Source organism: Streptomyces sp. NPDC003456 (assembly GCF_042878735.1).
In the GTDB taxonomy this organism is placed as follows: Bacteria; Actinomycetota; Actinomycetes; order Streptomycetales; family Streptomycetaceae; genus Streptomyces.
The window spans coordinates 273,610-299,619 of record NZ_JBIAOK010000008.1 but is presented as its reverse complement, the minus strand read 5'-3'; the positions used below and the strand labels follow the sequence as shown (position 1 = coordinate 299,619).

19 protein-coding genes are annotated in these 26,010 nt (G+C 71.8%); 11 read left to right on the top strand and 8 right to left on the bottom strand.

Annotation, left to right across the window (positions count from 1 at the left end):
- Positions 1–163: 163 nt before the first annotated feature.
- On the top strand, positions 164–952 hold the full coding sequence (locus tag ACFYWG_RS30895; protein WP_383510701.1) for a ferritin-like domain-containing protein: 789 nt from the start codon (positions 164–166) through the stop codon (positions 950–952).
- 16 nt (positions 953–968) lie between these two features.
- Here the strand turns inward: ACFYWG_RS30895 and ACFYWG_RS30890 are convergent, their stop codons facing one another.
- On the bottom strand, positions 969–1,964 hold the full coding sequence (locus ACFYWG_RS30890; RefSeq protein ID WP_376334833.1) for a magnesium and cobalt transport protein CorA: 996 nt from the start codon (positions 1,962–1,964) through the stop codon (positions 969–971).
- Between the two features lie 61 nt (positions 1,965–2,025).
- On the opposite strand from ACFYWG_RS30890, the gene ACFYWG_RS30885 reads away from it, so the two are divergent.
- The 4 genes from ACFYWG_RS30885 (at position 2,026) to mshC (ending at position 5,521) form a co-directional block, all read left to right on the top strand.
- Positions 2,026–2,712: a histidine phosphatase family protein gene (locus ACFYWG_RS30885; protein ID WP_376334835.1), complete on the top strand. Its 687-nt coding sequence runs from the start codon at positions 2,026–2,028 to the stop codon at positions 2,710–2,712.
- A 78-nt stretch (positions 2,713–2,790) separates the two neighbouring features.
- Positions 2,791–3,381, top strand: a complete 591-nt coding sequence (locus ACFYWG_RS30880; RefSeq protein ID WP_333934584.1) for a DUF3090 domain-containing protein — start codon at positions 2,791–2,793, stop codon at positions 3,379–3,381.
- Complete coding sequence (locus ACFYWG_RS30875) at positions 3,345–4,175, top strand: SCO1664 family protein (RefSeq protein ID WP_376334837.1); 831 nt, start codon at positions 3,345–3,347, stop codon at positions 4,173–4,175. Before ACFYWG_RS30880 ends, ACFYWG_RS30875 begins: the two co-directional genes overlap by 37 nt.
- 116 nt (positions 4,176–4,291) lie before the next feature.
- Positions 4,292–5,521, top strand: coding sequence for a cysteine--1-D-myo-inosityl 2-amino-2-deoxy-alpha-D-glucopyranoside ligase (gene mshC / locus ACFYWG_RS30870; protein ID WP_383510698.1), 1,230 nt, complete (start codon positions 4,292–4,294; stop codon positions 5,519–5,521).
- A gap of 254 nt (positions 5,522–5,775) precedes the next feature.
- Here the strand turns inward: mshC and ACFYWG_RS30865 are convergent, their stop codons facing one another.
- From ACFYWG_RS30865 to ACFYWG_RS30845, 5 genes are all read right to left on the bottom strand, one after another.
- Entirely contained in the window at positions 5,776–6,756 is a 981-nt protein-coding gene (locus tag ACFYWG_RS30865) for a PAC2 family protein (protein ID WP_376334856.1), read from the bottom strand.
- Positions 6,757–7,020: 264 nt separating this feature from the next.
- Positions 7,021–8,637, bottom strand: a complete 1,617-nt coding sequence (locus ACFYWG_RS30860) for an FAD-dependent oxidoreductase (RefSeq protein ID WP_376334854.1) — start codon at positions 8,635–8,637, stop codon at positions 7,021–7,023.
- A gap of 6 nt (positions 8,638–8,643) precedes the next feature.
- Positions 8,644–10,182 carry a glycerol kinase GlpK gene (glpK, locus tag ACFYWG_RS30855; RefSeq protein ID WP_376334852.1) on the bottom strand — a complete coding sequence of 513 codons (1,539 nt, stop codon included), beginning with the start codon at positions 10,180–10,182 and terminating at the stop codon, positions 8,644–8,646.
- Between the two features lie 81 nt (positions 10,183–10,263).
- On the bottom strand, positions 10,264–11,058 hold the full coding sequence (locus ACFYWG_RS30850; protein WP_383510862.1) for an MIP/aquaporin family protein: 795 nt from the start codon (positions 11,056–11,058) through the stop codon (positions 10,264–10,266).
- Positions 11,059–11,326: 268 nt separating this feature from the next.
- On the bottom strand, positions 11,327–12,100 hold the full coding sequence (locus ACFYWG_RS30845; RefSeq protein WP_383510860.1) for an IclR family transcriptional regulator: 774 nt from the start codon (positions 12,098–12,100) through the stop codon (positions 11,327–11,329).
- Between the two features lie 315 nt (positions 12,101–12,415).
- Between ACFYWG_RS30845 and metH the strand changes: the two genes are divergently transcribed.
- The 4 genes from metH to ACFYWG_RS30825 all read left to right on the top strand — a co-directional run bounded on the left by metH (position 12,416) and on the right by ACFYWG_RS30825 (position 20,516).
- A complete protein-coding gene (gene metH, locus ACFYWG_RS30840; RefSeq protein WP_389204286.1) occupies positions 12,416–15,931 on the top strand; it encodes a methionine synthase in 3,516 nt (1,171 codons plus the stop codon).
- 177 nt (positions 15,932–16,108) lie between these two features.
- Positions 16,109–16,810 (top strand): HAD family hydrolase, encoded by a 702-nt coding sequence (locus ACFYWG_RS30835; protein ID WP_376334845.1) that lies wholly within the window; start codon positions 16,109–16,111, stop codon positions 16,808–16,810.
- Positions 16,811–17,217: 407 nt separating this feature from the next.
- Positions 17,218–18,822: an ABC transporter substrate-binding protein gene (locus tag ACFYWG_RS30830; RefSeq protein ID WP_385417237.1), complete on the top strand. Its 1,605-nt coding sequence runs from the start codon at positions 17,218–17,220 to the stop codon at positions 18,820–18,822.
- Positions 18,823–18,929: 107 nt separating this feature from the next.
- The gene (locus ACFYWG_RS30825; protein WP_389204285.1) at positions 18,930–20,516 is read left to right on the top strand and encodes an ABC transporter substrate-binding protein; all 1,587 of its coding nucleotides are present in this window, start codon (positions 18,930–18,932) and stop codon (positions 20,514–20,516) included.
- 67 nt (positions 20,517–20,583) lie between these two features.
- Here the strand turns inward: ACFYWG_RS30825 and ACFYWG_RS30820 are convergent, their stop codons facing one another.
- Both ACFYWG_RS30820 and ACFYWG_RS30815 read right to left on the bottom strand, forming a co-directional pair.
- A complete protein-coding gene (locus tag ACFYWG_RS30820; RefSeq protein WP_355930560.1) occupies positions 20,584–21,255 on the bottom strand; it encodes a response regulator transcription factor in 672 nt (223 codons plus the stop codon).
- A 64-nt stretch (positions 21,256–21,319) separates the two neighbouring features.
- Positions 21,320–22,222 carry a RecB family exonuclease gene (locus ACFYWG_RS30815; protein ID WP_389204284.1) on the bottom strand — a complete coding sequence of 301 codons (903 nt, stop codon included), beginning with the start codon at positions 22,220–22,222 and terminating at the stop codon, positions 21,320–21,322.
- A 757-nt stretch (positions 22,223–22,979) separates the two neighbouring features.
- Between ACFYWG_RS30815 and ACFYWG_RS30810 the strand changes: the two genes are divergently transcribed.
- Both ACFYWG_RS30810 and ACFYWG_RS30805 read left to right on the top strand, forming a co-directional pair.
- Positions 22,980–24,896, top strand: a complete 1,917-nt coding sequence (locus tag ACFYWG_RS30810) for a site-2 protease family protein (RefSeq protein WP_389204283.1) — start codon at positions 22,980–22,982, stop codon at positions 24,894–24,896.
- Between the two features lie 63 nt (positions 24,897–24,959).
- Complete coding sequence (locus tag ACFYWG_RS30805) at positions 24,960–25,862, top strand: tRNA (adenine-N1)-methyltransferase (protein ID WP_316754934.1); 903 nt, start codon at positions 24,960–24,962, stop codon at positions 25,860–25,862.
- Positions 25,863–26,010: the final 148 nt, after the last annotated feature.

Here is a 26,010-nt window from a genome sequence, read left to right as displayed (position 1 = left end):
CGGGCCGCTCCCGGTCCGCCCGACAAGGTGTGCCGTACGTCCCCCGTTCGGCGGAGCCGTCCCCCACACGTGTTGCAGCACCCCGCGCCCCGCACTTGACTCGTGCTTCGCGAAAGCCTTGCGGATCGGCAGCACGCGCACGTGCGCGGGAGAGGTGCTCACGATGCTTTCGGCCAAGAGTCTGTTCCAGGAGATCCTCGCCAACGACGAGTCCTTCGCCCTGTTCTGCTCCATCGCCGCGAGCGGCGAGTCCCAGGGCGGCTGGGAGAACGCCCGCATCGCCGCGCTGGTGCCCGGCACCGAACGGGCGCTCGCCCCCAAGATCAGCCGGCACGGCGCCGACGAGGACAAGCACGGCCGCATCTTCAACGCCCTGATGAAGAAGCGCGGCCTCGACCCCGTCCCGGTCCCGCCGGACACCGACTACACCATGCTCCTGGAGAAGAACGGCATCGGCCTCGCGCACGAGCAGCTCCGGCGCGACGAGCAGCTCACGGTCCAGGACATCGTCACCTACCTCTCGCACAGCCGGGTCACCGAGCAGCGCGCCTCCGAGCAGATGGAGCTGCTGCGCAAGCACTTCGCCGACGACCCGGACATCGGCCGGGCCGTCCGGCAGATATCCAATGACGAGGACAACCACCTCGCCTACTGCCACGAGGAACTGCTGCGCTTCGCCCGCGCCGGCCACGGGCGGGCCATCCAGCGGACCCTGCGCGCGTGCGCGCTCGCCGAGATCCGCATCTACCGGGACGTCAGCCTCGCCGTCATGGCGCACATGGGCCGCATCCTCGGCTGGTCCCGGGCGAAGTCGGCGGTCCTCGCGGCCGGCATCCACGCGATGTACGCCTACGAGCGGCTCGGCGGCTGGCGCCGGATGGTGTCGCTGCGGACCCCCGAGCGCCGCAACGCCCTCGGCGGCCCCGCCACGCCCGAACCCGAGTACGCCTGACGCGCCTCCGGCCGCCCTACAGCCAGCCCCGGCGCTTGAACAGCCGGAACACCATGAACTCCAGGGCGGCCATCAGGGCCATCAGCGCCGGGTACGACCACACCCAGCGCAGCTCGGGCATGTGCTCGAAGTTCATGCCGTAGATCCCCGCGAACATCGTGGGGATCGCGGCCATGGCCGCCCAGGCGGAGATCTTGCGCATGTCGTCGTTCTGCCGGACGCTCATCTGCGCCAGGTGCGCCGACAGGATGTCCGACACCAGCCGGTCCAGGTTCTCGACGGACTCGTTGACCCGCGTCAGGTGGTCGCTGACGTCCCGGAAGAACGGCCGGGCCCCGTCGTCCACGAACGGCACCGCCACGCCGTAGGGCGCCGTGCCCGCCAGCCGGCTCATCGGCAGGGCCAGCGGACCGGTCGCCCGGCGGAACTCCAGGACCTGCCGCTTGAAGTCGTAGATGCGGGACGCGGTGTGGCGCGAACCGCCGCCGTCGGGGGAGAAGACCTCCGCCTCCAGGCCCTCCAGGTCGGCCTGCAGCTCGGTGGCGACGTCCAGGTAGTGGTCGACCACCGCGTCGGCGACCGCGTACAGCACGGACGTCGGCCCGTTGCACAGCAGGTCCGCCTCGTGCTCCAGGCGGCTGCGGACGGCCTTGAGCGGCGCGCTCTCCCCGTGCCGCACGGTGACCACGAACGAGTCGCCCAGGAAGATCATGAGCTCGTCGGTGGAGACGGTGTCGCTCCGCGGCTCGTAGCGCACGGGCTTGAGCACCACGAACAGCGAGTCGTCGTAGATCTCCAGCTTGGGCCGCTGATGGGCCTTGAGCGCGTCCTCGACGGCCAGCGGATGCAGACCGAACTCCCGGCTGACGTGCTCGAACTCGCGCTCCGTCGGCTCGTGCAGGCCGATCCACACGAACCCGCCCGCCTCCCGGGCCTCGCCCAGGGCGTCCGAGAAGTCCTCGGGCCCGTCCGTCCGCTGCCCGTCGCGGTAGATGGCACAGTCGACGATCACGAAGCGAGTCTCCCGTCACTCGAACGACACCGCGCACGCGCGTGCGCCTACGCTGGTGCGCATGCCCACGCTGATCCTGGTCAGGCACGGACGCTCCACCGCAAACACCGAGGGCCTGCTCGCCGGCTGGACGCCCGGCGTCGCCCTCGACGAGCGCGGGGCCGCACAGGCCGCCGCGCTGCCCGGGCGCCTGGCCGCACTGCCCCTCGCCGAAGTCGTCGCCAGCCCGCTGCAGCGCTGCCAGGAGACGATCCGCCCCCTGCTCCGCTCCCGCCCCGGACTGAGCGCGCACACCGACGAACGCATCGGCGAGTGCCACTACGGCGACTGGTCGGGACGCAAGCTCGCCGAACTCAAGGACGAGCCGCTCATGGAGGTGGTGCAGGCGCACCCGTCGGCGGCCGCCTTCCCCGGCGGCGAGTCCATGCGGGCCATGCAGACCCGCGCGGCCGAGGCCGTGCGCGAGTGGAACGCGCGCGTGGAGCGCGACCACGGCGCCGACGCCGTCTACCTCATGTGCTCGCACGGCGACATCATCAAGTCGCTCGTCGCGGACGCGCTGGGCCTGCACCTGGACCTCTTCCAGCGGATCTCCGTCGAACCGTGCTCGGTCACGGCGATCCGCTACACCCGGCTGCGCCCGTACCTCCTGCGCCTCGGCGACACCGGCGACTTCGCCTCCCTGGCGCCGCGCGAGGAGCCGCCGGGCGACGACGCCACCGTGGGAGGTGGTGCGGGCGCACCGTGATCGTCGGCCGCAGTAGGGTGAAGCGGTCGCAGCAGTGCCGTGCTCGCACGGCTCCCCCGATTCCCATGGAGACAGGACGTGTCCCGTCAGGTGTTCCTCTACGACCATCCGGAGCGTTTCGTGGCCGGTACGGTCGGACTGCCCGGGCGCCGTTCGTTCTTCCTCCAGGCCTCCGCCGGCACCCGGGTGACGAGCGTGGCCCTGGAGAAGACCCAGGTCGCGGCGCTCGCCGAACGGATGGAAGAGCTGCTCGACGAGGTCGTACGCCGCAGCGGCGGCAGTGCCTCCGTCCCCGCCGTCGCACCGTCGGAGATCACCGACACCGCTCCCCTGGACACCCCCATCGAGGAGGAGTTCCGGGTCGGCACGATGGCGCTGGCCTGGGACGGCGACGAGCAGCTGATGATCGTCGAGGCCCAGGCGCTCGTCGAACTCGACGCGGAGTCCGAGGAGGACCTCGCCGAGGCGGAGGAACGGCTGCTCCAGGACGAGGAGAACGGCCCCCCGATGCTGCGGGTCCGGCTCACCGGCGCGCAGGCCCGTGCCTTCGCCAAGCGCGCCCTGGACGTCGTCAACGCCGGGCGGCCGCCGTGCCCGCTGTGCAGCCTCCCGCTCGACCCGGAAGGACACGTATGTCCGCGCCAGAACGGATACCGCCGCGGAGCGTGACGTCTCCCGAGGACGCCGCCGCGCTGCTCGCCGCGGGCGAACTGACCGTGCGCGGACGCATCCGTGAGGCCTCCAACGCGGCCCTGTACTGCACGGTGACCCACGAGGGCGCGGAAGCGGCCTGCGTGTACAAGCCGGTCGCGGGGGAGCGGCCCCTGTGGGACTTCCCCGACGGCACCCTCGCCGGGCGGGAGGTCGCCGCGTACGCCGTCTCCGAGGCGACCGGCTGGGGGCTGGTCCCGCCCACGGTGCTGCGCGACGGGCCCTACGGCGAGGGCATGTGCCAGCTGTGGATCGAGGCGGCGCCCGACGCCGAGCTGCTCGCCCTGGTCGACGCGGAGGAGCCCGGGCCGGGCTGGAGGGCGATCGGCCTCGCCGAGGTCGGCGAGGGGCGCACGGCCCTGCTGGTGCACGCCGACGACGAGCGGCTGCGGCGGCTCGCCGTGCTGGACGCCGTGCTCAACAACGCCGACCGCAAGGGCGGCCACCTGCTGCCCACCGCCGAGGGGCGGCTGTACGGCATCGACCACGGCGTCACCTTCAACGTCGAGAACAAGCTGCGCACCCTGCTGTGGGGCTGGGCGGGCGAGCCCCTCACCGCGGAGGCACTGGACGTCCTGGAGGGCCTCAGGAAGGACCTGGCCGAGGACGGCGCGCTGGCCGAGCGGCTCGCGCCGCACCTCACCGCCGCCGAGATCGACGCCACCCGGGCCCGGGTCGCCGCGCTGCTCGCCTCGCGCACCCATCCGGAGCCGGGTGGGGAATGGCCCGCCATTCCCTGGCCACCCGTGTAGCAGGGGGCCGGCGCGGCCCCCCAGCACAGGTGCCCGGCGCATCGCAAGAGCGCCTTCTCGGCCGTCCGGCCCGCTCCCGTTCGTATATGGAACTTCAGTCCGGTTAGGCTCAAGGCATGCATGCCTGGCCCGCTTCCGAGGTCCCCGCCCTGCCTGGTCAGGGCCGCGACCTGAGGATCCACGACACCGCGACCGGCGGTCCGGTCACCCTCGACCCCGGTCCCGTCGCCCGTATCTACGTCTGCGGCATCACGCCGTACGACGCCACGCACATCGGACACGCGGCGACCTACAACGCGTTCGACCTCGTGCAGCGCGTGTGGCTCGACACCAAGCGGCAGGTTCACTACGTCCAGAACGTCACCGACGTCGACGACCCGCTCCTGGAGCGGGCCCAGCGCGACGGACTCGACTGGACCGCGCTCGCCGAGCAGGAGACGGCCCTCTTCCGCGAGGACATGACGGCCCTGCGGATGCTCCCGCCCCGGCACTACATAGGCGCCGTCGAGGCCATACCCGGCATCGTCCCGCTCGTCGAGCGGCTCCGGGACGCCGGCGCCGCCTACGAGCTCGACGGCGACGTGTACTTCTCCGTGGAGTCCGACCCGCACTTCGGCACGGTCTCGCACCTGGACGCCGCGGCCATGCGGCTGCTGTCCGCCGAGCGCGGCGGCGACCCGGACCGGCCGGGCAAGAAGAACCCGCTCGACCCGATGCTCTGGATGGCGGCCCGCGAGGGCGAGCCCAGCTGGGACGGCGGATCGCTGGGCCGGGGACGGCCCGGCTGGCACATCGAGTGCGTGGCCATCGCCCTGGACCACCTCGGCATGGGCTTCGACATCCAGGGCGGCGGCTCCGACCTCGCCTTCCCGCACCACGAGATGGGCGCCTCGCACGCCCAGGTGCTCACCGGCGAGTTCCCCATGGCCAAGGCGTACGTGCACGCCGGCATGGTCGCCCTCGGCGGCGAGAAGATGTCCAAGTCCAAGGGCAACCTCGTCTTCGTCTCGCAGCTGCGCCGCGACGGCGTCGACCCGGCCGCCATCCGTCTCGCGCTGCTCGCCCACCACTACCGCGCCGACTGGGAGTGGACCGATCAGGTCCTGGCCGACGCCGTGGCGCGGCTGGACCGCTGGCGTGCCGCGGTCTCCCGGCCCGACGGACCGCCGGCCGAGGCACTGGTGGACGAGATCCGCGCGGCCCTCGCCGACGACCTGGACGCGCCTGCCGCCCTCGCCGCGGTCGACCGCTGGGTGGCCGGGCAGGAGCGGGACGGCGGCACCGACACCGGCGCGCCCGGTGTGGTCTCCCGGGCCGTGGACGCGCTGCTGGGCGTGGCTCTCTAGGGTCTGTCGTTCGGATCATGGCGCAGGGCATCGGCAGCACTTGTGAACGCCGGTGAGCGGGGCCCGGTGCGTGCGGCTGCAAGGCGGAGGAGAGAGTCGATGCGGAGCATCGGCGAGTGACGACAACGCGGCAGATGCGCGTGCCGGGCCCCGCGTCTGCGTCATGATCCGAACGACAGGCCCTAGCCGCACGGCACACGCGTGAGGGGCGCCTCCCGGCCGGGAGGCGCCCCTCACGCGTGTGCGTCGGCCCGTCAGTCCTCCGACGGGTCCTCGTCGTCCGTGCCCGGCCTCGGCGGCTTGGGCGGCCTGGTCCGGCCGCTGGGGTTGTCCCGCAGGTACGGCGTGCCGTCCCCGCCGTCCGTGGCGTGGCCGCCGGAGGCGGTCGGCCCGCCGCCGTCGCGGCGGCGCAGGTAGCGCTCGAACTCGCGGGCGATCGCCTCACCGGAGGCCTCCGGCAGCTCGGCGGTGTCCCGGGCCTCCTCCAGCGACTGGACGTACTCGGCGACCTCGCTGTCCTCGGCGGCCAGCTGGTCCACCCCGACCTGCCAGGCGCGCGCGTCCTCGGGCAGCTCGCCCAGCGGGATGCGCACGTCGATCAGGTCCTCCAGGCGGTTCAGGAGGGCAAGCGTGGCCTTCGGGTTCGGCGGCTGTGACACGTAGTGCGGCACCGCCGCCCACAGCGAGACGGCCGGCACACCCGCGTGGGTGCAGGCCTCCTGCAGGACCCCGACGATGCCCGTGGGGCCCTCGTACTTGGTCTCCTCCAGGTCCATGCGGCGGGCCAGGTCCGGGTCGGACGTCGTCCCGCTGATCGGAACCGGCCGGGTGTGCGGGGTGTCGCCCAGCAGGGCGCCCAGGACCACCACCAGCTCCACACCCAGTTCGTGGGCGAAGCCGAGCAGTTCGTTGCAGAACGAGCGCCACCGCATGGAGGGTTCGATGCCCCGGACCAGCACCAGGTCGCGCGGCTTGTCACCGCCGACCCGCACGACCGACAACCGCGTCGTCGGCCAGGTGATCTTGCGGACGCCGGCCTCCATGAACACCGTGGGGCGGTTGACCTGGAAGTCGTAGTAGTCCTCGGCGTCCAGCGCCGCGAACACCTCGCCCTTCCACTCCCGGTCCAGATGCGCGACCGCGGTGGAGGCGGCGTCGCCCGCATCGTTCCAGCCCTCGAACGCGGCCACCATGACCGGGTCGATCAGCTCGGGAACCCCCTCGAGCTCGATCACCCAGCGCCTCCTTCCGACGTGCCCTCGCCTGACCACCCAACCTTAAGGCGTGCGGCGGGGGCGCCCGCAGCCCCCTCGCAGGGGGAGTGCCCCATCACTGCCCCGTGATCCGCACCTGAACACACCGGACACGGACGGGGCGCCGGGAAGGGGCCGGGCCGCCGCCGCGCGCCACCGCGCCCGGCCCCGGGCGCCGGGCACGCCGCAGGGGCGGCTCCGTCGGCGTGGAGCCGCCCCCGCGGCCGGGGTCACCCGGGATGGTGCCTACTTCTTGTCGAGCACGTCCTGCACCTTGGCGCGGATCTCGTCCGTGGCCAGGCCGCGGATCGTCAGCGTGGTCCGGCGGCGCAGCACGTCGTCCTGCGTCTCGGCCCACTCGTGGTCGCGGGCCCAGACGACCTGCGCCCAGATCTCCGGGGCGTCCGGGTGGACGCGCTCGGCCAGCTCCGGGCTCTCGTTGGCCAGGCGGGCGATGTCGAAGGCCAGCGAGCCGTAGTGCGTGGCCAGGTGCTTGGCCGTGTCGGCGGCCATGCGCGGTCCGGGCGCCGGACGGTCGGTGAGCAGCCGGTGGGCCACCGCGCGCGGGTTGGCGATGCCCGGCAGCGGGAGCTTCTTCGGCAGCGCGCCGATGGGCTCGAAGTCGTCGCCCAGCGGGTGGCCCGGCAGCGACTCCAGCTTCTTCATGATCGTGCGGCCGATGTGGCGGAAGGTGGTCCACTTGCCGCCCGCGACGGACAGCATGCCGCCCCGGCCCTCGGTCACGACCGTCTCGCGCTTGGCCTTGGAGGTGTCGCCGGGGCCGCCCGGCAGCACCCGCAGGCCGGCGAAGGCGTAGGTGATGAGGTCGCGGTCCAGCTGCTGGTCGCGGACCGAGAAGGCGGCCTCGTCGAGGATCTGCGCTATGTCCTTCTCGGTGACCGACACGTCCGCCGGGTCGCCCTCGAACTCCTCGTCGGTGGTGCCGAGCAGCAGCATGTCCTCCCAGGGGAGGGCGAAGGTGATGCGGTACTTGTCGATCGGGGTGGCGAGCGCGGCCTTCCAGGGGGAGGTGCGCTTGAGCACCAGGTGCGCGCCCTTGGACAGGCGGATGGACGGCGCCGCGTTCGGGTTCTCCATCCGGCGCAGGTGGTCGACCCAGGGGCCGGTGGCGTTCAGCACCAGCCGGGCGTCGACGCCGAACTCGTCCCCGGACAGCCGGTCCTTCAGCTCGGCGCCGGTGACACGGCCCTGGGTGAAGCGCAGGCCGGTCACCTCGGCGTGGTTGAGGACGACGGCGCCCGCCTCGACGGCCGCGCGGACCGTCATCAGCGCCATGCGCGCGTCGTTCATCTGGTCGTCGCCGTACACGGCCACGGCCTTGAGGTTCTCGGTGCGCAGCTCCGGCACGTCCTGCGCGGCCTTGGCGGGGGAGAGCAGGTGCCCGACCCCGTCGCCGAAGGCGGAGAGCGCGGAGTAGGCGAAGACGCCCGCGCCGAGCTTCGCCGCGCCGTGCGGCCCGCCCTTGTACACGGGCAGGTAGAACGTGAGCGGGTTCGCCAGGTGGGGGGCCACCTGGCGGGAGACCGCACGGCGCTCGAAGTGGTTCTCCGCCACCAGCTTCACCGCGCCGGTCTGCAGGTAGCGCAGGCCGCCGTGGAGCAGCTTGGAGGAGGCGGAGGACGTGGCGCCGGCGAAGTCGCCGGCGTCCACCAGAGCCACCCTGAGGCCGGACTGCGCGGCGTGCCAGGCGGTGGAGATGCCCAGGATGCCGCCGCCGATCACGAGAAGGTCGTACGACGCCTTGGAAAGCTGCTCCCTGGTCTCGGCTCGGCTCGGGTTCGAGCCGGAGGCCGGGTGCGTCCCCAGGGCAGGCACGGACTGCAGGGTGGACTTGGTGGTCATGCGTTCTTACTCCTCGTCCTCGAGCCAGCCCATGGTCCGCTCGACGGCCTTGAGCCAGTTCTTGTACTCACGGTCGCGGGTCTCCGCGGCCATGCGGGGGGTCCACTCGGCGGCCCGGCGCCAGTTGGCGCGCAGGTCGTCGGTGCTGTTCCAGAAGCCGACGGCGAGGCCGGCGGCGTAGGCGGCGCCGAGGCAGGTGGTCTCGGCGACCATGGGGCGCACCACGGGGGCGTCCAGGAAGTCCGAGAGGGTCTGCATCAGCAGGTTGTTGGAGGTCATGCCGCCGTCGACCTTGAGGGCGGTCAGTTCGACGCCGGAGTCCTTCGTCATGGCGTCGGCGATCTCCCGCGTCTGCCAGGCGGTGGCCTCCAGCACGGCGCGCGCGAGGTGCGCCTTGGTGACGTACCGGGTCAGGCCCGCGATCACGCCGCGGGCGTCGGAGCGCCAGTAGGGGGCGAACAGGCCGGAGAAGGCCGGCACGAAGTAGGCGCCGCCGTTGTCCTCGACCGACAGGGCGAGGGTCTCGATCTCGGCGGCGGTGGAGATCAGGCCCATCTGGTCGCGCATCCACTGCACCAGCGAACCGGTGACGGCGATCGAGCCCTCCAGGGCGTAGACCGTGTCCTGGTCGCCGATCTTGTAGCCGACGGTGGTCAGCAGGCCGCTGTAGGAGTTGATGATCTTGTCACCGGTGTTCATGACCATGAAGGTGCCGGTGCCGTAGGTCGACTTGGTCTCGCCCTCGGAGAAGCAGGTCTGGCCGAACAGGGCCGCCTGCTGGTCGCCGAGCGCCGAGGCGACGGGGATCCCGCCGAGCAGGTCGCCCAGCGTGCCGCCCGTGATCTCGCCGTAGACCTCGGCCGAGGAGCGGATCTCGGGCAGCACCTGCCGGGGGACGCCGATCGACTCGCAGATCTTCTCGTCCCACTGCATGGTGTGCAGGTTCATCAGCATGGTGCGTGATGCGTTGGTGACGTCGGTGACGTGCTTGCCGCCGTCGACCCCACCGGTGAGGTTCCAGATGACCCAGGTGTCCATCGTGCCGAAAAGAATGTCTCCGGCCTCGGCCCGATCCTTGAGTCCTTCGACGTTGTCGAGCAGCCAGCGGGCCTTCGGGCCCGCGAAGTAGGAGGCCAGCGGCAGGCCGGTCTCGCGGCGGAAGCGGTCCTGGCCCACGTTCCGGCCCAGCTCGCGGCACAGGGCGTCGGTGCGGGTGTCCTGCCAGACGATGGCGTTGTGGACGGGCTCGCCGGTGTTCTTGTCCCACAGCACGGTCGTCTCGCGCTGGTTGGTGATGCCGATGGCCTTGATGTCGTCCCGGGTGATGCCGGCCTTCTGAACGGCTCCGGCGACGACCTCCTGGACGTTGGTCCAGATCTCGTTGGCGTCGTGCTCGACCCAGCCCGGCTTCGGGAAGATCTGCTCGTGCTCCTTCTGGTCGACGGAGACGATGCGGCCGTCCCGGTCGAAGACGATGCAGCGGCTGGAGGTGGTGCCCTGGTCGATGGCGGCGATGAAGGGGCCGGCGGTGTGCGCGTCGGTCACTGTGTGCTCCTGGTCAGTCCGGTTCAAGGGGCTTTACGTACGGCGCGTGCTGAGAGTTTCGCGTCGGGCGCGGGATCGCGCCTAGGCGAAGGCGACGTTGTAGATGCCTGCCGCGACGGCACCGCCGATCAGCGGGCCCACCACGGGCACCCAGGCGTAGCCCCAGTCGGAGCCGCCCTTGTTGGGCAGGGGCAGCAGGGTGTGCACGATGCGCGGCCCGAGGTCACGGGCCGGGTTGATCGCGTACCCCGTCGGGCCGCCGAGGGAGAGGCCGATGGAGACCACCACGAGGGCGGTGATCAGGGCGCCGAGCGTGCCCAGGCCGTTGCCCTTGTCGTTCAGGCCCTGGGTCAGCACCGCCAGCACCAGCACGATCGTGCCGATGACCTCGGTGGCGACGTTCTGCCAGGCGACGCGGACCTCGGGGCCGGTGGAGAAGACGCCCAGCACCGGGCCGGCGCCCTTCTCCTGGGCCTCGACGGCCTTGACGGCGGTGTCCTGCGCGCCCGGACCGCCGACGATCTCCCGGTCGGTGAGGTGGGCGTGGAACTGGCCGTAGTAGGCGATCCAGACCAGGGCCGCGCCGATCATGGCGCCGAGGACCTGGCCGGCCCAGTAGACCGGGACGTTCTTCCACTCGCCGTCCTTGATCGCGATGGCGAGGGTGACGGCCGGGTTCAGGTGGGCGCCGGACAGCGGCGCCGTGGTGTAGACGGCCGTGAGCACCGCGAAGCCCCACCCGAAGGTGATGGCGAGCCAGCCGGCGTTGCGGGCCTTGGAGGCCTTGAGCGTGACGGCGGCGCAGACTCCGCCGCCGAGCAGGATGAGTATGGCGGTACCGATGGTCTCGCCGATGAAGATGTCGGAGCTGGACACCCGCGACTCCTTTGTCCTTCGTCCAGGGGTGAAGTGCGTTACCGGCCTGGCGTTGTCACACTCTAGCGCGTATTGCCGGTAGCTGTTCGACAATGTCGACCGATGGACGGGAGTCTTGCTTCGGCGTTACGAGCACGTCAAGAGCTCTGTTGGCGATAACACGATCGTTACTGATCGACCCGGACCCCATGGATCTTCGCCGCGGACGAACGCGGACATGCCGGAGACCGGAACGCCCTGTGGCGCCCCGGTCACTTCCCGTACGACGTCAGAACCGCCCGGCGCCCAGATCCCGCGAGACCGCGCGGGCGCAGTCCCGCACCGCGGCGATCAGCTCGGGCCGCAGCGCCCCGTCCTCGTCCGGCCGGCACAGCCGCTCCACGGCGCCCGTGATGCCGACCGCCCCGACGGGCATGCGCCGCCGGTCGTGGATGGGCGCGGCCAGCGAGGCGACGCCCTCCCAGGTCTCCTCCACGTCCGCCGCGTACCCGCGCGCGCGGGTCAGGTCCAGGATGTGTTCGAACCCTTCCGGCTCGCACACCGTCCGGTCCGTGAACGCCTTGCGGTCGGCTTCCAGCGCCTCGCTGTGCGCCACCGGGTCGTAGGCCGACAGCACCTTGCCCAGCGCCGTGGAGTGCAGCGGCTGCATGGCCCCTATCTCCAGGACCTGCCGGCTGTCGTCGGGCCGGAACACGTGGTGGACGATCAGCACGCCCTGCTGGTGCAGGACGCCCAGGTAGACGCTCTCGCCGCTGGAGCGGGCCAGGTCGTCCGTCCACACCAGGGCGCGCGCCCGCAGTTCGTGGACGTCCAGGTAGGTGGTGCCCAGGCGCAGCAGCTCCGCGCCCAGCTGATAGCGCCCGGAGGCGTCGTCCTGCTCCACGAAGCCCTCCTGCTGGAGGGTGCGCAGGATGCCGTGCGCGGTGCCCTTGGCCAGGCCCAGCGACGAGGCGATGTCCGACAGGCCGAGCCGCCGCTCGCCGCCCCCGAGCAGCCGCAGCATCGCGGCCGCCCGTTCGAGCGACTGGATGTTCCGTGCCATCGCCGTACTGCCTCCGTCCCCATCGACCGCCGACGAGCGGCACTTGAGCCCTCGTTCGGCAATGCCGAACACTACCGGTCGTTGCCGACCTCTCGCTAATGCCCGGTCGCCCTCAGTTCTGTCACGGGCGGCCGATCGGCCGCCCGGACGTCACCCGTGCGCCGTCCCGGCGGCATCGGCGTCCGCCCCGTGGACGCGCTGCCCATCCAAGCCCACGTGCGGTTACGCTGGCGCGGTGCGCCCGTCCCCGGAGTCCCTCCGGACGGCCGGGCAGCCGCAAAGCCGACAGCCGTCGCACCCGAGGGAGCCCCTTACATGGCCTCGTTGCCGCCGACCTCTTCCGCAGACAGCCGCACCCGCGTGTCCGCCCTCCGAGAGGCCCTGGCCACCCGTGTGGTCGTGGCCGACGGGGCCATGGGCACGATGCTCCAGGCGCAGGACCCGACCCTGGAGGACTTCCAGAACCTCGAGGGCTGCAACGAGATCCTCAACGTGACGCGGCCCGACATCGTCCGGTCGGTCCACGCGGAGTACTTCGAGGCCGGCGTGGACTGCGTCGAGACCAACACCTTCGGCGCCAACCTCACCGCCCTCGGCGAGTACGACATCCCCGAGCGTGTCGCCGAGCTGTCCGAGGCCGGTGCCCGGATCGCCCGCGAGACGGCCGACGAGTACACCCGGACCACGGGACGGCAGCGCTGGGTCCTCGGCTCCATGGGCCCCGGTACCAAGCTGCCCACCCTCGGCCACACCACCTTCGGCGCCATCCGCGACGCCTACCAGCGCAACGCCGAGGGCCTGCTCGCCGGCGGCGCCGACGCGCTGCTGGTGGAGACCACCCAGGACCTGCTGCAGACCAAGGCCTCCGTCATCGCCGCCCGCCGGGCCATGGACGCCACCGGCCACACCGTCCCGCTGATCGTGTCGGTCACGGTGGAGACCACCGGCACCATGCTGCTCGGCTCGGAGATCGGCGCCGCCCTGACCGCGCTGGAACCCCTCGGCATCGACATGATCGGCCTGAACTGCGCCACCGGCCCGGCCGAGATGAGCGAGCACCTGCGCTACCTGTCCCGGCACTCGCGCGTCCCGCTGTCCTGCATGCCGAACGCCGGCCTGCCCGTGCTCACCAAGGACGGCGCGCACTACCCGCTGACCGCTCCCGAGCTGGCCGATGCGCAGCAGACCTTCGTGCGCGACTACGGCCTGTCCCTGGTGGGCGGCTGCTGCGGCACCACCCCCGAGCATCTGCGTCAGCTGGTGGAGCGGGTGCGGGAGAGTGCGCCGACCGAGCGTGCGCCGCAGCCGGAGCCGGGCGCCGCCTCCCTCTACCAGTCGGTGCCGTTCCGGCAGGACACCTCGTACCTGGCCATCGGTGAGCGCACCAACGCCAACGGGTCGAAGAAGTTCCGTGAGGCGATGCTGGAGGGCCGCTGGGACGACTGCGTGGAGATGGCCCGCGACCAGATCCGCGAGGGCGCGCACATGCTGGATCTGTGTGTGGACTACGTCGGCCGGGACGGCGTGGCGGACATGGAGGAGCTGGCCGGGCGTTTCGCCACCGCCTCGACGCTGCCGATCGTGCTGGACTCCACCGAGGTCGAGGTGATCCGGGCCGGTCTGGAGAAGCTGGGCGGGCGCGCGGTGATCAACTCGGTGAACTACGAGGACGGCGACGGCCCCGAGTCCCGATTCGCCAAGGTGACCGCCCTGGCCCGGGAGCACGGCGCGGCGTTGATCGCGCTGACCATCGACGAGGAGGGCCAGGCCCGCACGGCGCAGAAGAAGGTCGAGATCGCCGAGCGGCTGATCGAGGACCTGACCGGGAACTGGGGCATCCGCGAGGAGGACATCCTCGTGGACTGCCTGACGTTCACCATCTGCACCGGCCAGGAGGAGTCCCGCAAGGACGGCGTGGCCACCATCGAGGGCATCCGCGAGCTGAAGCGCCGCCACCCGAGGGTGCAGACCACCCTCGGCCTGTCCAACATCTCCTTCGGCCTGAACCCGGCCGCCCGCATCCTGCTGAACTCGGTCTTCCTGGACGAGTGCGTCAAGGCGGGCCTGGACTCGGCGATCGTGCACGCGAGCAAGATCCTCCCGATCGCCCGCTTCAGCGAGGAGGAGGTGAAGACCGCCCTGGATCTGATCCACGACCGGCGCGCCGAGGGCTACGACCCGCTGCAGAAGCTGATGCAGCTCTTCGAGGGCGCCACCGCCAAGTCGCTCAAGGCCGGCAAGGCCGAGGAACTGGCCGCGCTGCCGCTGGACGAGCGCCTCAAGCGCCGCATCATCGACGGCGAGCGCAACGGCCTCGAAGCCGACCTGGACGAGGCCCTCCAGGAGCGGCCTGCTCTCGACATCGTCAACGAGACCCTGCTGGACGGCATGAAGGTGGTCGGTGAGCTGTTCGGCTCGGGCCAGATGCAGTTGCCGTTCGTGCTCCAGTCCGCCGAGGTGATGAAGACGGCGGTGGCTCACCTCGAGCCGCACATGGAGAAGACCGACGAGGCGGGCAAGGGCACCATCGTGCTGGCCACGGTGCGCGGGGACGTGCACGACATCGGCAAGAACCTGGTCGACATCATCTTGTCCAACAACGGCTACAACGTCGTCAATCTGGGCATCAAGCAGCCGGTCTCCGCGATCCTGGAGGCCGCCGAGGAGCACAAGGCCGACGTCATCGGCATGTCCGGGCTGCTGGTGAAGTCCACGGTGATCATGAAGGAGAACCTGGAGGAGCTGAACCAGCGCGGCCTGGCCTCCGGCTACCCGGTGATCCTGGGCGGTGCGGCGCTGACCCGCGCCTATGTGGAGCAGGACCTGCACGAGATCTACCAGGGCGAGGTCCGCTACGCGCGTGACGCCTTCGAGGGCCTGCGCCTGATGGACGCGCTCATCGGCGTCAAGCGCGGCGTGCCGGGGGCGAAGCTGCCGGAGCTGAAGCAGCGCCGGGTGCGGGCGACGGCTTCGGTGGAGGTGGAGGAGCGGCCCGAGGAGGGGCATGTGCGCTCCGACGTGGCCACCGACAATCCGGTGCCCGAGCCGCCCTTCTGGGGAACCCGCGTGATCAAGGGCATCCAGCTCAAGGAGTACGCGAGCTGGCTCGACGAGGGCGCGCTGTTCAAGGGGCAGTGGGGTCTGAAGCAGGCCCGCACCGGCCAGGGCCCCTCCTACGAGGAACTCGTCGAGAGCGAGGGCCGGCCCCGGCTGCGCGGCCTGCTCGACAAGCTCCAGACGGAGAACCTGCTGGAGGCGGCCGTGGTCTACGGCTACTTCCCCTGCGTGTCCAAGGACGACGACCTGATCATCCTGGACGAGCAGGGCAACGAGCGCACCCGCTTCACCTTCCCGCGCCAGCGCCGGGGCCGCCGGCTGTGCCTGGCCGACTTCTTCCGCCCGGAGGAGTCCGGTCAGAGCGACGTCGTCGGACTGCAGGTCGTCACCGTCGGCTCGCGCATCGGCGAGGAGACCGCCCGCCTGTTCGAGGCCGACTCCTACCGCGACTACCTCGAACTGCACGGCCTGTCCGTCCAGCTCGCCGAAGCCCTCGCCGAGTACTGGCACGCCCGCGTCCGCTCCGAGCTCGGCTTCGCGGGCGAGGACCCGGACGAGATGCAGGGCATGTTCGAGCTGAAGTACCGCGGCGCCCGCTTCTCCCTCGGCTACGGCGCCTGCCCGAACCTGGAGGACCGGGCCAAGATCGCCGACCTCCTGGAGCCGGAGCGCATCGGCGTCCAGCTGTCCGAGGAGTTCCAGCTCCACCCCGAGCAGTCCACGGACGCCATCGTGATCCACCACCCGGAGGCGAAGTACTTCAACGCCCGCTGACGCCCGCCACGCCCCCCCCGGCGGCGGACGGCAAGAACCCCCCGCGGGGCCCGTGCGCGCGGGGGCTCAGCCGCCGAACGAGGCACTTCCGCCACGCACGACGTAGACTGGTCGGTCCACTGCAGGCCGGCTCCCTTCGTGGGAGCCGGCCTGATCGTCCCTCAAGGAGGTAGGTGGATGACCAGTACGGTCCCCGCGCTCGGTACCCGGACGGCCGAAGGGTCGGCCCTGCAGGCCGTGCTCCTCGACATGGACGGCACCCTGGTGGACACGGAGGGCTTCTGGTGGGACGTCGAGGCCGAGGTCTTCGCCTCCCTCGGCCACACGCTCGACGAGTCCTGGCGCCATGTCGTGGTCGGCGGTCCGATGACCCGCAGCGCGGGGTTCCTGATCGAGGCCACCGGCGCCGACATCACCCTCGACGAGCTCTCGGTCCTGCTCAACGACGGCTTCGAGAAGCGCATCGGCAGCACCCTGCCGCTCATGCCCGGCGCCCGGCGGCTGCTGGCCGAGCTGCACGCGTACGAGATCCCCACGGCCCTCGTCTCCGCCTCCCACCGGCGCATCATCGACCGGGTGCTCACCTCGCTCGGCGCCCACCACTTCCACCTGACGGTCGCGGGTGACGAGGTGCCGCGCACCAAGCCCCACCCCGACCCCTACCTGGCCGCCGCCGCCGGACTCGGCGCGGACCCGGCCCGGTGCGCCGTCGTCGAGGACACCGCGACCGGCGTCGCCGCGGCCGAGGCCGCCGGCTGCCACGTCGTGGCGGTGCCCTCGGTCGCCCCGATCCAGCCTGCCCTGCGGCGCACGGTCGTGGGCTCCCTCGAAGAGGTCGACCTGACATTTCTTCAGGGGCTGATGACGGAAATGCGCTAGGTGTTCACCCAGCGTGCAGCGGGGTTAGGCGAGAATTCCGAAGGTGAATTCGAACCTGTCCGGATGACCGAATTCCCGTACCACCGAACCTGTTCCGGCGTGTGAGGTTCACCACGCGGATCGGGGTCGACAGCGGAGTCCGCATGTGCTGCGCACCCCCTCCGGGGGGTCCCCGGCGCGCCCTTGTGTCCCGATTGGTGGAACGCTGCACCAAAGCTTCCGCTGTCGGGTTTTCGGTGTGTCCACGCCCGGTTCCGCAGCGTGATGGGGTCTCAACTCCGGTGGCTGCGAACCCTCCTGCCGGCCCGGACTAATCTCAAGGCGAGAACATCGCCCCATCCCGTGATCCGCTGCGCCACCCCTGCATGCCGGGTACACGGAGTCGACAGCTCTGGAGAAACTCGAGCATGAACCGCAAGACTTTGGTGCTGCCGGCCGTGATCGGTCTGCTCGCGCCGGTGCTCGCCGCCTGTGGCGGGTCCGAAAGCGGGAGCGGGGACAGCGACGCGATCGTCGTCGGCACCACGGACCGGTTCACCGCCTCGAAGGACGCCCCGGCGCCCCTGGACCCGGCGTACGCCTACGACGTCGGCACCTGGAACATCCTCCGCCAGACCGTGCAGACCCTGATGACCCAGCCGCGCGGCGAGGGTGAGCCGGTCCCCGAGGCGGCCGAGCGCTGCGGCTTCACCGACACCGGCAACGAGCGCTACGCGTGCACCCTGCGCGACGGGCTGAAGTTCGCGAGTGGCGACGCCGTCACCGCGGCCGACGTGAAGTACTCCATCGACCGCGCCCGCGCCCTGAAGGCCGACAGCGGTGTCTTCGCCCTGCTCTCCACCATCGACACCATCGAGACGCAGGGCGAACGCGAGGTCATCTTCCACCTCAAGACGGCCGACGCGACCTTCCCGTACAAGCTGTCGACGCCGGTGGCCGGCATCCTCGACCCGGACGACTACCCCAAGGGCAAGCTGCGGGACGGCTTCGACCTGTCCGGCTCCGGCCCCTACATCTTCAAGCCCGTCGTGGAGAACAACGAGCTGGTGCGGGCCGAGTTCACCAAGAACCCCGATTACCAGGGGAGCGTGGAGGTGAACAACGACAAGGTCGACATGGTCTCCTTCAAGGACACCGACTCCATGGGCGAGGCCCTGAACAAGGGCGACATCGACCTGATGACCCGCACCATGTCGCCCCAGCAGATCCGCAAGCTCTCCGCCGGCACGGACTCCGCGATCGACCTCGTCGAGATGCCCGGTCTGGAGATCCGCTACCTGGGCTTCAACACCGACGCCCCCACGGTCAAGGCCAAGGCCGTGCGCCAGGCGATGGCCCAGGTCGTCAACCGCAGCGCCCTCGTCTCCAAGGTCTACGGCTCGCAGGCCGAGCCGCTGTACTCGCTGGTCCCGGCCAGCGTCACCGGCCACTCCAACTCGTTCTTCAACAAGTACGGCGAGCCCAGCGTCACCAAGGCCCGGGCCCTGCTCACCCAGGCCGACGTGACCACCCCGGTGAAGCTGACGCTGCACTACACCACCGACCACTACGGCCCGGCCACCAAGAAGGAGTTCGAGGTCCTGCGCGACCAGCTGAACTCCAGCGGCCTGTTCCAGGTCGACATCAAGGGCACCCCCTGGGACACCTTCCGCCCGGCCGAGAAGAAGGGCGAGTACGACGTCTACGGGATGGGCTGGTTCCCGGACTTCCCCGACGCCGACAACTTCCTCGCGCCGTTCCTCGACGCCGACAACACCCTCGGCTCGCCGTACGCCAACAGCCGGATCCGCAACGATCTGATCCCGGAGTCCCGCCGCGAGGCGGACCGGCTGACCGCTTCCTCCAGCCTGACGGACATTCAGGACATCGTCGCCGGCGACGTGCCCGTGCTGCCGCTGTGGCAGGGCAAGCAGTACATCGCCGCACGCGACGACATCACGGGTACCGCCTACGCCCTCAACTCCTCCTCCACGCTGCAGCTCTGGGAGCTCGGCCGAGGCGTGAGCGGCTGACGGACCCACTGGAACCCCGGGGCCCTTGACCGCGGCCCCGGGGAAGCCGCGCCCGGGGCCGGGGACATGCCCCGGGCGCACTCGAGAACCGACGACAAGGCACACACGTGAACATACGCAACCAGTGGCCGGTCCTGCCGATCATGGCGGGACTCGCCTCCGGCCTGCTGACCGGCTGCGGCACGGAGACCGGGGACAGCGCGGGGGACGGCTCCGACGTCGTGGTGGGGATGTCCGACGACGTCCTGGCCACCGACCCCGCCTCCGGTTACGACCCGGGCTCCTGGCTGTTGTTCAACAACGTCTTCCAGTCGCTGCTCAGCTTCCCCAACGGTGCCACCGAGCCCCAGCCGGAGGCCGCCGAGAGCTGTGCCTTCACCGACACGCGGACCACGGTCTACAAGTGCACGCTCAAGGACGGCCTGAAGTTCAGCAACGGTGACGCCCTCACCTCCGAGGACGTCAAGTTCTCCTTCGACCGCATGCTGAAGATCAACGACCCCGACGGGCCCGCGATCATGTTCCCGATGCTGGAGAAGGTCGAGGCCCCGGACGACAGGACGGTCGTCTTCCGGCTCAACACGGCCGACGCCACCTTCCCGAGCAAGATCGCTTCCGGTGCCGGCTCCATCGTCGACCACCGCTCCTACGACGCGGACGGACTGCGCAAGGACGGCGAGGCCGTCGGCTCCGGCCCGTACCGGCTGGAGTCGATCGACGACAAGCAGGCCGTCTTCGCGGTCAACGAGAACTACAAGGGCACCGCCGAGGTGAAGAACTCCGGCGTGATCCTCAAGTTCTTCAACGGCGACCAGGCCGCCCTGAAGCAGGCCATCCAGGACGAGGACGTCGACATCGCCTACCGCGGTCTCACCGCCGGCGACATCGCCGACATGGAGAAGGCCGACGACGGCACCGGCGCGGAGGTCGTCGAGGGCAGCAGCGCCGAGGTCCAGCACCTGGTGTTCAACATGGACCACCCGGTCGCCGGGAAGCTCGGCGTCCGCAGGGCCATCGCCCACCTGATCGACCGCGAAGCCCTCATCCGGGACGTGTACCAGGGCACCGCGACCCCGCTGTACTCGATCGTCCCGGCCGGCATCGCCGGCCACAACACGGCCTTCTTCGACCAGTACGGGGCCCGCCCCTCCACGGCCAAGGCCAAGGCGGCCCTACGCGAGGACGGCATCACCGGCAAGGTGAAGCTCACCCTCTGGTCCACCCCGGTCCGCTACGGCCCGGCCACCGACCAGGAGCTCGAGGCCGTCGCCGGCCAGCTCAACGCGAGCGGCCTGTTCGAGGCGAGCGTCAAGTCCGTCCCGTTCGGCCAGTACGAGAAGGACATCGCCGCCGGCAAGTACGGCGTCTACGTCAAGGGCTGGGTGCCGGACTACCCGGACGCCGACAACTTCACGGCCCCCTTCTTCGGCAAGGGCAACGTGCTGAACAACAACTACGAGAACAGCACGATCACCGGTTCGCTCGTCCCGCGCACCGCGGCCCTGACCAACCGGGGCGCCACCGACAAGGAGTTCGGCGAGCTGCAGGACATCGTCGCCGACGAACTCCCCGTCCTGCCGGTGTGGCAGGCCAAGCAGTACGCGGTCGTCCGCGACGGCGTCTACGGCCTGGAGTACTGCCTCGACGCGTCGACGGTGTTCCGCTTCTGGGAGCTGAGCAAGGACGACGCCTGACACCCACGCACGACAAGGCCGCCCCCTGCACCGGCAGGGGGCGGCCTTCTCGTGCGGTGCGGTCCGGCTACTGCGCCCCGGGGCGCACCAGCCCGGACTCGTAGGCGTACACCGCCGCCTGGACGCGGTCGCGCAGGCCCAGCTTGGTCAGCACGTGACCGACGTGCGTCTTGACGGTGGTCTCGCTGACGAACAGGTCCGCGGCGATCTCGGCGTTGGACAGCCCGCGCGCCACCAGCTTCAGCACCTCCACCTCGCGGTCGGTCAGCGTGTGCAGGGTGTCCGGCACCGGCTCGTCGCCCGACGGCAGGTGCGTGGCGTACTTGTCGAGCAGCCGGCGCGTGATGCTCGGCGCGAGCATCGCCTCGCCGGCGGCGACGACCCGGATGGCCTGCACCAGCTCGTCGGCGGGCGCGTCCTTCAGCAGGAAGCCGCTGGCCCCGGCCCGCAGCGCCTCGACCACGTACTCGTCGAGGTCGAAGGTGGTGAGCACCAGCACCTTCGCCGGGCCGTCGCGCCCGGGGCCGGTGATCTGCCGGGTCGCCTCCACGCCGTCCATCCGCGGCATGCGGATGTCCATCAGGACCACGTCGGGCTGCAGGGCCCGCACCTGGTCCAGCGCCTGGAGGCCGTCTCCGGCCTCGCCGACGACCGCGATGTCCTGCTCGGCCTCCAGGATCATCCGGAAGCCCGTCCGGAGCAGCGGCTGGTCGTCGACGAGTAGGACGCGGATGGCCACGTGAGTCTCCTTCGCTAGTCCGGCCCCATTCTGCCCTGCGCGGACCGGCCGGACTCAGCCGCCCTCACGGCAGCGGCCGCGCCGGAACCTCCGCCGCGCGCACCGGCAGCGGATAGGGCGGGGGAGTGCCGCCGAACTCCGGGCAGTGCGCCTGGTGGTCGCACCAGCCGCACAGCTTCGTGGGCCGCGGCCGCCAGTCGCCCGTCTCGGTCGCCAGCCGGATCGCGTCCCACAGCGCCAGCAACTTCCGCTCGACCCGCTCCAGATCGGCCGGCACCGGGTCGTACGTCAGCACCTGGCCGCTGCCGAGGTACACCAGCTGGAGCCGGCGCGGCACCACGTTCTTCAGCCGCCAGACGACCAGGGCGTAGAACTTCATCTGGAACAGGGCGCCCTCGGAGTACTCGGGGCGGGGCGCTTTGCCGGTCTTGTAGTCGACGATCCGGACCTCGCCCGTGGGCGCCACGTCGACCCGGTCGATGATGCCGCGCAGCCGCAGCCCCGACTCCAGTTCCGTCTCGACGAACAGCTCCCGCTCGGCCGGCTCCAGGCGGCTGGGGTCCTCCAGGGTGAACCAGCGCTCGACGAGCTGCTCGGCCTCGCCCAGCCAGCGCGCCAGCCGCTCGCCCTCGGGATCGTCGGCGAACAGCTCCCCGACCTCCGGGCGCGACGTGCGCAGCCGGTCCCACTGGCCGGGGATGAGCGACTTGGCCCGCGGCGGCGTGCGCTCGCCCGCCGGGGCGTCGAACAGGCGCTCGAGGACCGCGTGCACCAGGGTGCCCCGGGTCGCGGCCTCGCTCGGCTTCTCCGGCAGCCGGTCGATGACCCGGAAGCGGTAGAGCAGCGGGCACTGCATGAAGTCGCTCGCACGCGAGGGGGACAGCGAGGCCGGGGGTGCGGCGGCCGACCCGGTCACCAGCTCGCTCACGGCCGCGGTCTCGGCCGCGGCCTCCGCGACGGGCCGCACGGCGTCGGCCTCCGCCGGATCACCGGCCACCACCGCGGCGGCGGAGCCGGCGGCCGTGGGCGCGGTGCCGGGGGCTGTTTCCGCGGTGCGGGGCGCAGCTTCGGCGGTGCCGGTCGCTGTTTCCGCAGTGTCGGCGGCTGTGGGCGCGGTGCTGGGCGCAGGTTCCGCGGCGCCGGTCGCTGATTCCGCGGTGCGGGGTGCAGTCCCGGCGGTGCCGGACGCTGTTTCCGGAGTACCGGGCACCGCGTCCGCACCGTCCACCGCGGTCCCTGCCGCGCCGGCTCCCGCAGCCGGGACCGGCGCACTGCCGGCCGCCGCACCGGCGGCAGGCCCCGCGGCCGAAGCCCCCGCGTCCGCGGAGGCTGCCGCAGTTCCGGTGCCGGCACCCGGGGCCACCGACGGACTGTCGGCCGCCGTCTCCGCCGGCGTCACCGCAGGTCCGGGCGGTGTCTCAGCGGCCGGCGCGGCCATGGCGGACGGCGGCCCGGCGGGGCCTTCCGGGGCCGATGAGTCCGCCGCCGCGGCAGGGCTGGTCCCGGGCTGCGCGGCGCCCTCGGTGCTCGTCTCCATGCCCCAGACCATACGGCCCGGCACTGACAGTCACCCACAGGCGTTCGTGAGGGAAGCCCGCAGGGGACGTCGACGTACGGGAAACACAGGGGTGCCGGGGCGGAACGCGCCTCGGCTGACGCATACCATCGACCAGAGACCCTCCCGTCCGGCAGGCGCGGGAGACGCTTCGAACGAGGGGACACCGGTGGACGAGAGCGGCGGGCGCGGGCAGCCGCGGTCCGGCAACGACGAGTCGGCCGAGCGTCACGCGGGGCTTGGGCCCCGGGCCGCCGACCGGCCCACCGCCGACGAACGCGTCCCGGCCGAGCGACGCGTCGAGGGCGGCCACCCCGCAGCCGGTGACCCGGTCGCCCCTCGGCCCCACCTGCCCACCGACGCCCCGCGGCCCGCCGCTTCCGAGCCGGACCCGGCGGCGCCGGAGCAGCACCCGGCCACGCCCGTGCTGCAGCGGGCCGGGCAGGGCGACCCGGAGTCCGGCGACGCCGCCGGTGCCCCGAACGCGGTGACCCCGTCCTCCGCCTCCGGCGATGCTCCCGGCTCCGGCGACCCGCAGGACGACGCCCGCGGGCAAAGCGACTCCCGACCACAGGGCGACTCCCACCCACAGGGCGACACCCCCTCGCGGAACGACTCCCAGCCACAAGGCAGCGCCCCGCCCCAAGGCAGCGCCCCACCGCAGGACGACGCGCGCCCGCAGGGCGGCGCACACGACCCGACCGGCACCGGCGGCCCCGCCGTGAGCCCCGCCCCTGCCGACGCGGAAGGCGGCCGCACGCCGCAGAGCGACAGCCGGACCGACGCCCCCCACCCGGTACCCAGCCTCCGCAAGGCACGGGAACCCGGGCCTTCGGCGCAGCCGGGCGAGAGCGGCGCCCATCCCGAGCGGGCCTATGCCGGCGGGGACCACGGCGGTCCCGGCGACGGCAGGGGGCCCGCCCCCCAGCGGCCGGAGCCCCGCGGCGGGCTGCTCATGGGCCGGCCCTTCGGCGTGCCGGTGTACGTCGCGCCCAGCTGGTTCCTCGTCGCCGCGCTCATCACCTGGGTCTTCGGCGGTCAGCTCGAACGCGTCCTGCCCGAGCTCGGCGCCGCGCGCTACCTCGTCTCCCTGTTCTTCGCCGTGGCCTTCTACGCCTCCGTGCTGGTGCACGAACTGGCCCACACGGTCGCCGCCCTCCGCTTCAAGCTCCCGGTGCGCCGCATCCAGCTCCAGTTCTTCGGCGGCGTCTCCGAGATCGAGAAGGAGGCGGAGACCCCCGGCCGGGAGTTCGTGCTCGCCTTCGTCGGACCGCTGCTGTCCCTCGTCCTGTCCGGCGTCTTCTACGCCGCCGTGCAGGCGGTGGAGCCGGGCACCGTCCCGGGCGTGCTGCTGGCCGGCCTGATGATCTCCAACCTCATCGTGGCCGCGTTCAACCTCCTGCCCGGCCTGCCCCTCGACGGCGGCCGGATGCTGCGTGCCGTCGTGTGGAAGCTCACCGGCAAGCCGATGGCCGGCACCGTCGCCGCCGCCTGGGTCGGCCGCGCCCTCGCCGTGTCCGTCCTGATCGGGCTGCCCCTGCTCACCCAGTCCGGCGCCCTGGGCTCCGAGGCCGTCGACAACGTCGGCATGGACACCGTCCTGGACGCCCTGCTCGCCGCGATCCTCGCCGCGATCATCTGGACCGGCGCCGGCAACAGCCTGCGCATGGCCCGCCTGCGCGAGCACCTGCCCGAGCTGCGCGCCCGCACGCTCACCCGGCGTGCGGTCCCGGTCGAGGGCGACACCCCGCTCTCGGAGGCCCTGCGCCGGGCGAACGCCGCCGGGGCCCGCGCCCTGGTCGTGGTCGACGCCGAGGGCCGGCCCCTCTCCCTCGTACGCGAGGCCGCCATCGTCGGCGTACCGGAGCACCGCCGCCCGTGGGTCGCGGTCAGCGGCCTCGCCCAGGACCTCACGGACGGCATGCGCGTCTCCGCGGAACTGTCCGGCGAGGAACTCCTGGACGCCCTGCGCGCCACCCCCGCGACCGAGTACCTGGTGGTGGAGGAGACCGGCGAGATCTACGGCGTCCTGTCGGCGGCCGACGTCGAGCGCGCCTTCGTCAAGGCGATGGCACGGCCTTCCTAGGGAGGGCGGCCCGGCGGTCCTCCGGTGGTCGGCGGCCCTCTCCGGGGCCGGTAGGCTGGTCACATGTCCGAACCGACCGGTGCCGCCCGCAGGCGCGGGCCCTTCAAGGTCGGGGACCAGGTTCAGCTGACCGACCCCAAGGGCCGCCACTACACGTTCACGCTCGAGGCCGGGAAGAACTTCCACACCCACAAGGGTTCCTTCCCCCACGACGAACTGATCGGCGCTCCCGAGGGCAGCGTTGTCCGCACCACGGGGAACGTCGCCTACCTCGCGCTGCGCCCCCTGCTCCCCGACTACGTCCTGTCCATGCCCCGCGGGGCAGCCGTCGTCTACCCGAAGGACGCGGGGCAGATCCTCGCCTTCGCCGACATCTTCCCCGGCGCGCGCGTCGTGGAGGCCGGTGTGGGCTCCGGCTCGCTCAGCAGCTTCCTGCTGCGCGCCATCGGCGACCAGGGCATGCTGCACTCCTACGAGCGCCGCGAGGACTTCGCCGACATCGCCCGGCAGAACGTGGAGCGCTACTTCGGCGGCCCGCACCCCGCCTGGCAGCTGACCGTCGGAGACCTGCAGGACAACCTGTCCGACACCGACGTCGACCGCGTCATCCTCGACATGCTCGCCCCCTGGGAGTGCCTGGAGGCCGTCTCCAAGGCGCTGGTCCCCGGCGGCATCCTGTGCTGCTACGTCGCGACCACCACCCAGCTCGCCCGGACCGTGGAGTCCATCCGGGAGATCGGCTGCTTCAACGAGCCGACCTCCTGGGAGACCATGATCCGCAACTGGCACATCGAGGGCCTGGCCGTCCGCCCGGACCACCGGATGATCGGCCACACCGGCTTCCTGCTCACCGCCCGCCGCCTCGCGGACGGCGTCGAGCCGCCCATGCGCCGCCGCCGCCCCGCCAAGGGCGCCTACGGCGAGGACTACGCCGGCCCCAACGCCGACGGCGGCGCGGGCCGCTGAGGCGACCCGCCACCGCACCCAACGAACGGGCGCCGCGGCCGAGTTCCGGACGACGAACCGGAACTCGGACGCGGCGCCCTTCCGTTGCCGCTTCGGGTGAACCGCGGGGGAGACCGCGGACGGGGGGGCGGGTGCCGCGGTGCGCCGC

Coding starts and splice junctions, on each gene's coding strand:
- ACFYWG_RS30895 (WP_383510701.1), top strand. CDS start 164: ATGCTTTCGGCCAAGAGTCTGTTCCAGGAGATCCTCGCCAACGACGAG.
- ACFYWG_RS30860 (WP_376334854.1), bottom strand. CDS start 8,637: ATGACCACCAAGTCCACCCTGCAGTCCGTGCCTGCCCTGGGGACGCAC.
- ACFYWG_RS30835 (WP_376334845.1), top strand. CDS start 16,109: ATGACCAGTACGGTCCCCGCGCTCGGTACCCGGACGGCCGAAGGGTCG.
- ACFYWG_RS30875 (WP_376334837.1), top strand. CDS start 3,345: ATGTCCGCGCCAGAACGGATACCGCCGCGGAGCGTGACGTCTCCCGAG.
- metH (WP_389204286.1), top strand. CDS start 12,416: ATGGCCTCGTTGCCGCCGACCTCTTCCGCAGACAGCCGCACCCGCGTG.
- mshC (WP_383510698.1), top strand. CDS start 4,292: ATGCATGCCTGGCCCGCTTCCGAGGTCCCCGCCCTGCCTGGTCAGGGC.
- ACFYWG_RS30845 (WP_383510860.1), bottom strand. CDS start 12,100: ATGGCACGGAACATCCAGTCGCTCGAACGGGCGGCCGCGATGCTGCGG.
- ACFYWG_RS30885 (WP_376334835.1), top strand. CDS start 2,026: ATGCCCACGCTGATCCTGGTCAGGCACGGACGCTCCACCGCAAACACC.
- ACFYWG_RS30805 (WP_316754934.1), top strand. CDS start 24,960: ATGTCCGAACCGACCGGTGCCGCCCGCAGGCGCGGGCCCTTCAAGGTC.
- ACFYWG_RS30830 (WP_385417237.1), top strand. CDS start 17,218: ATGAACCGCAAGACTTTGGTGCTGCCGGCCGTGATCGGTCTGCTCGCG.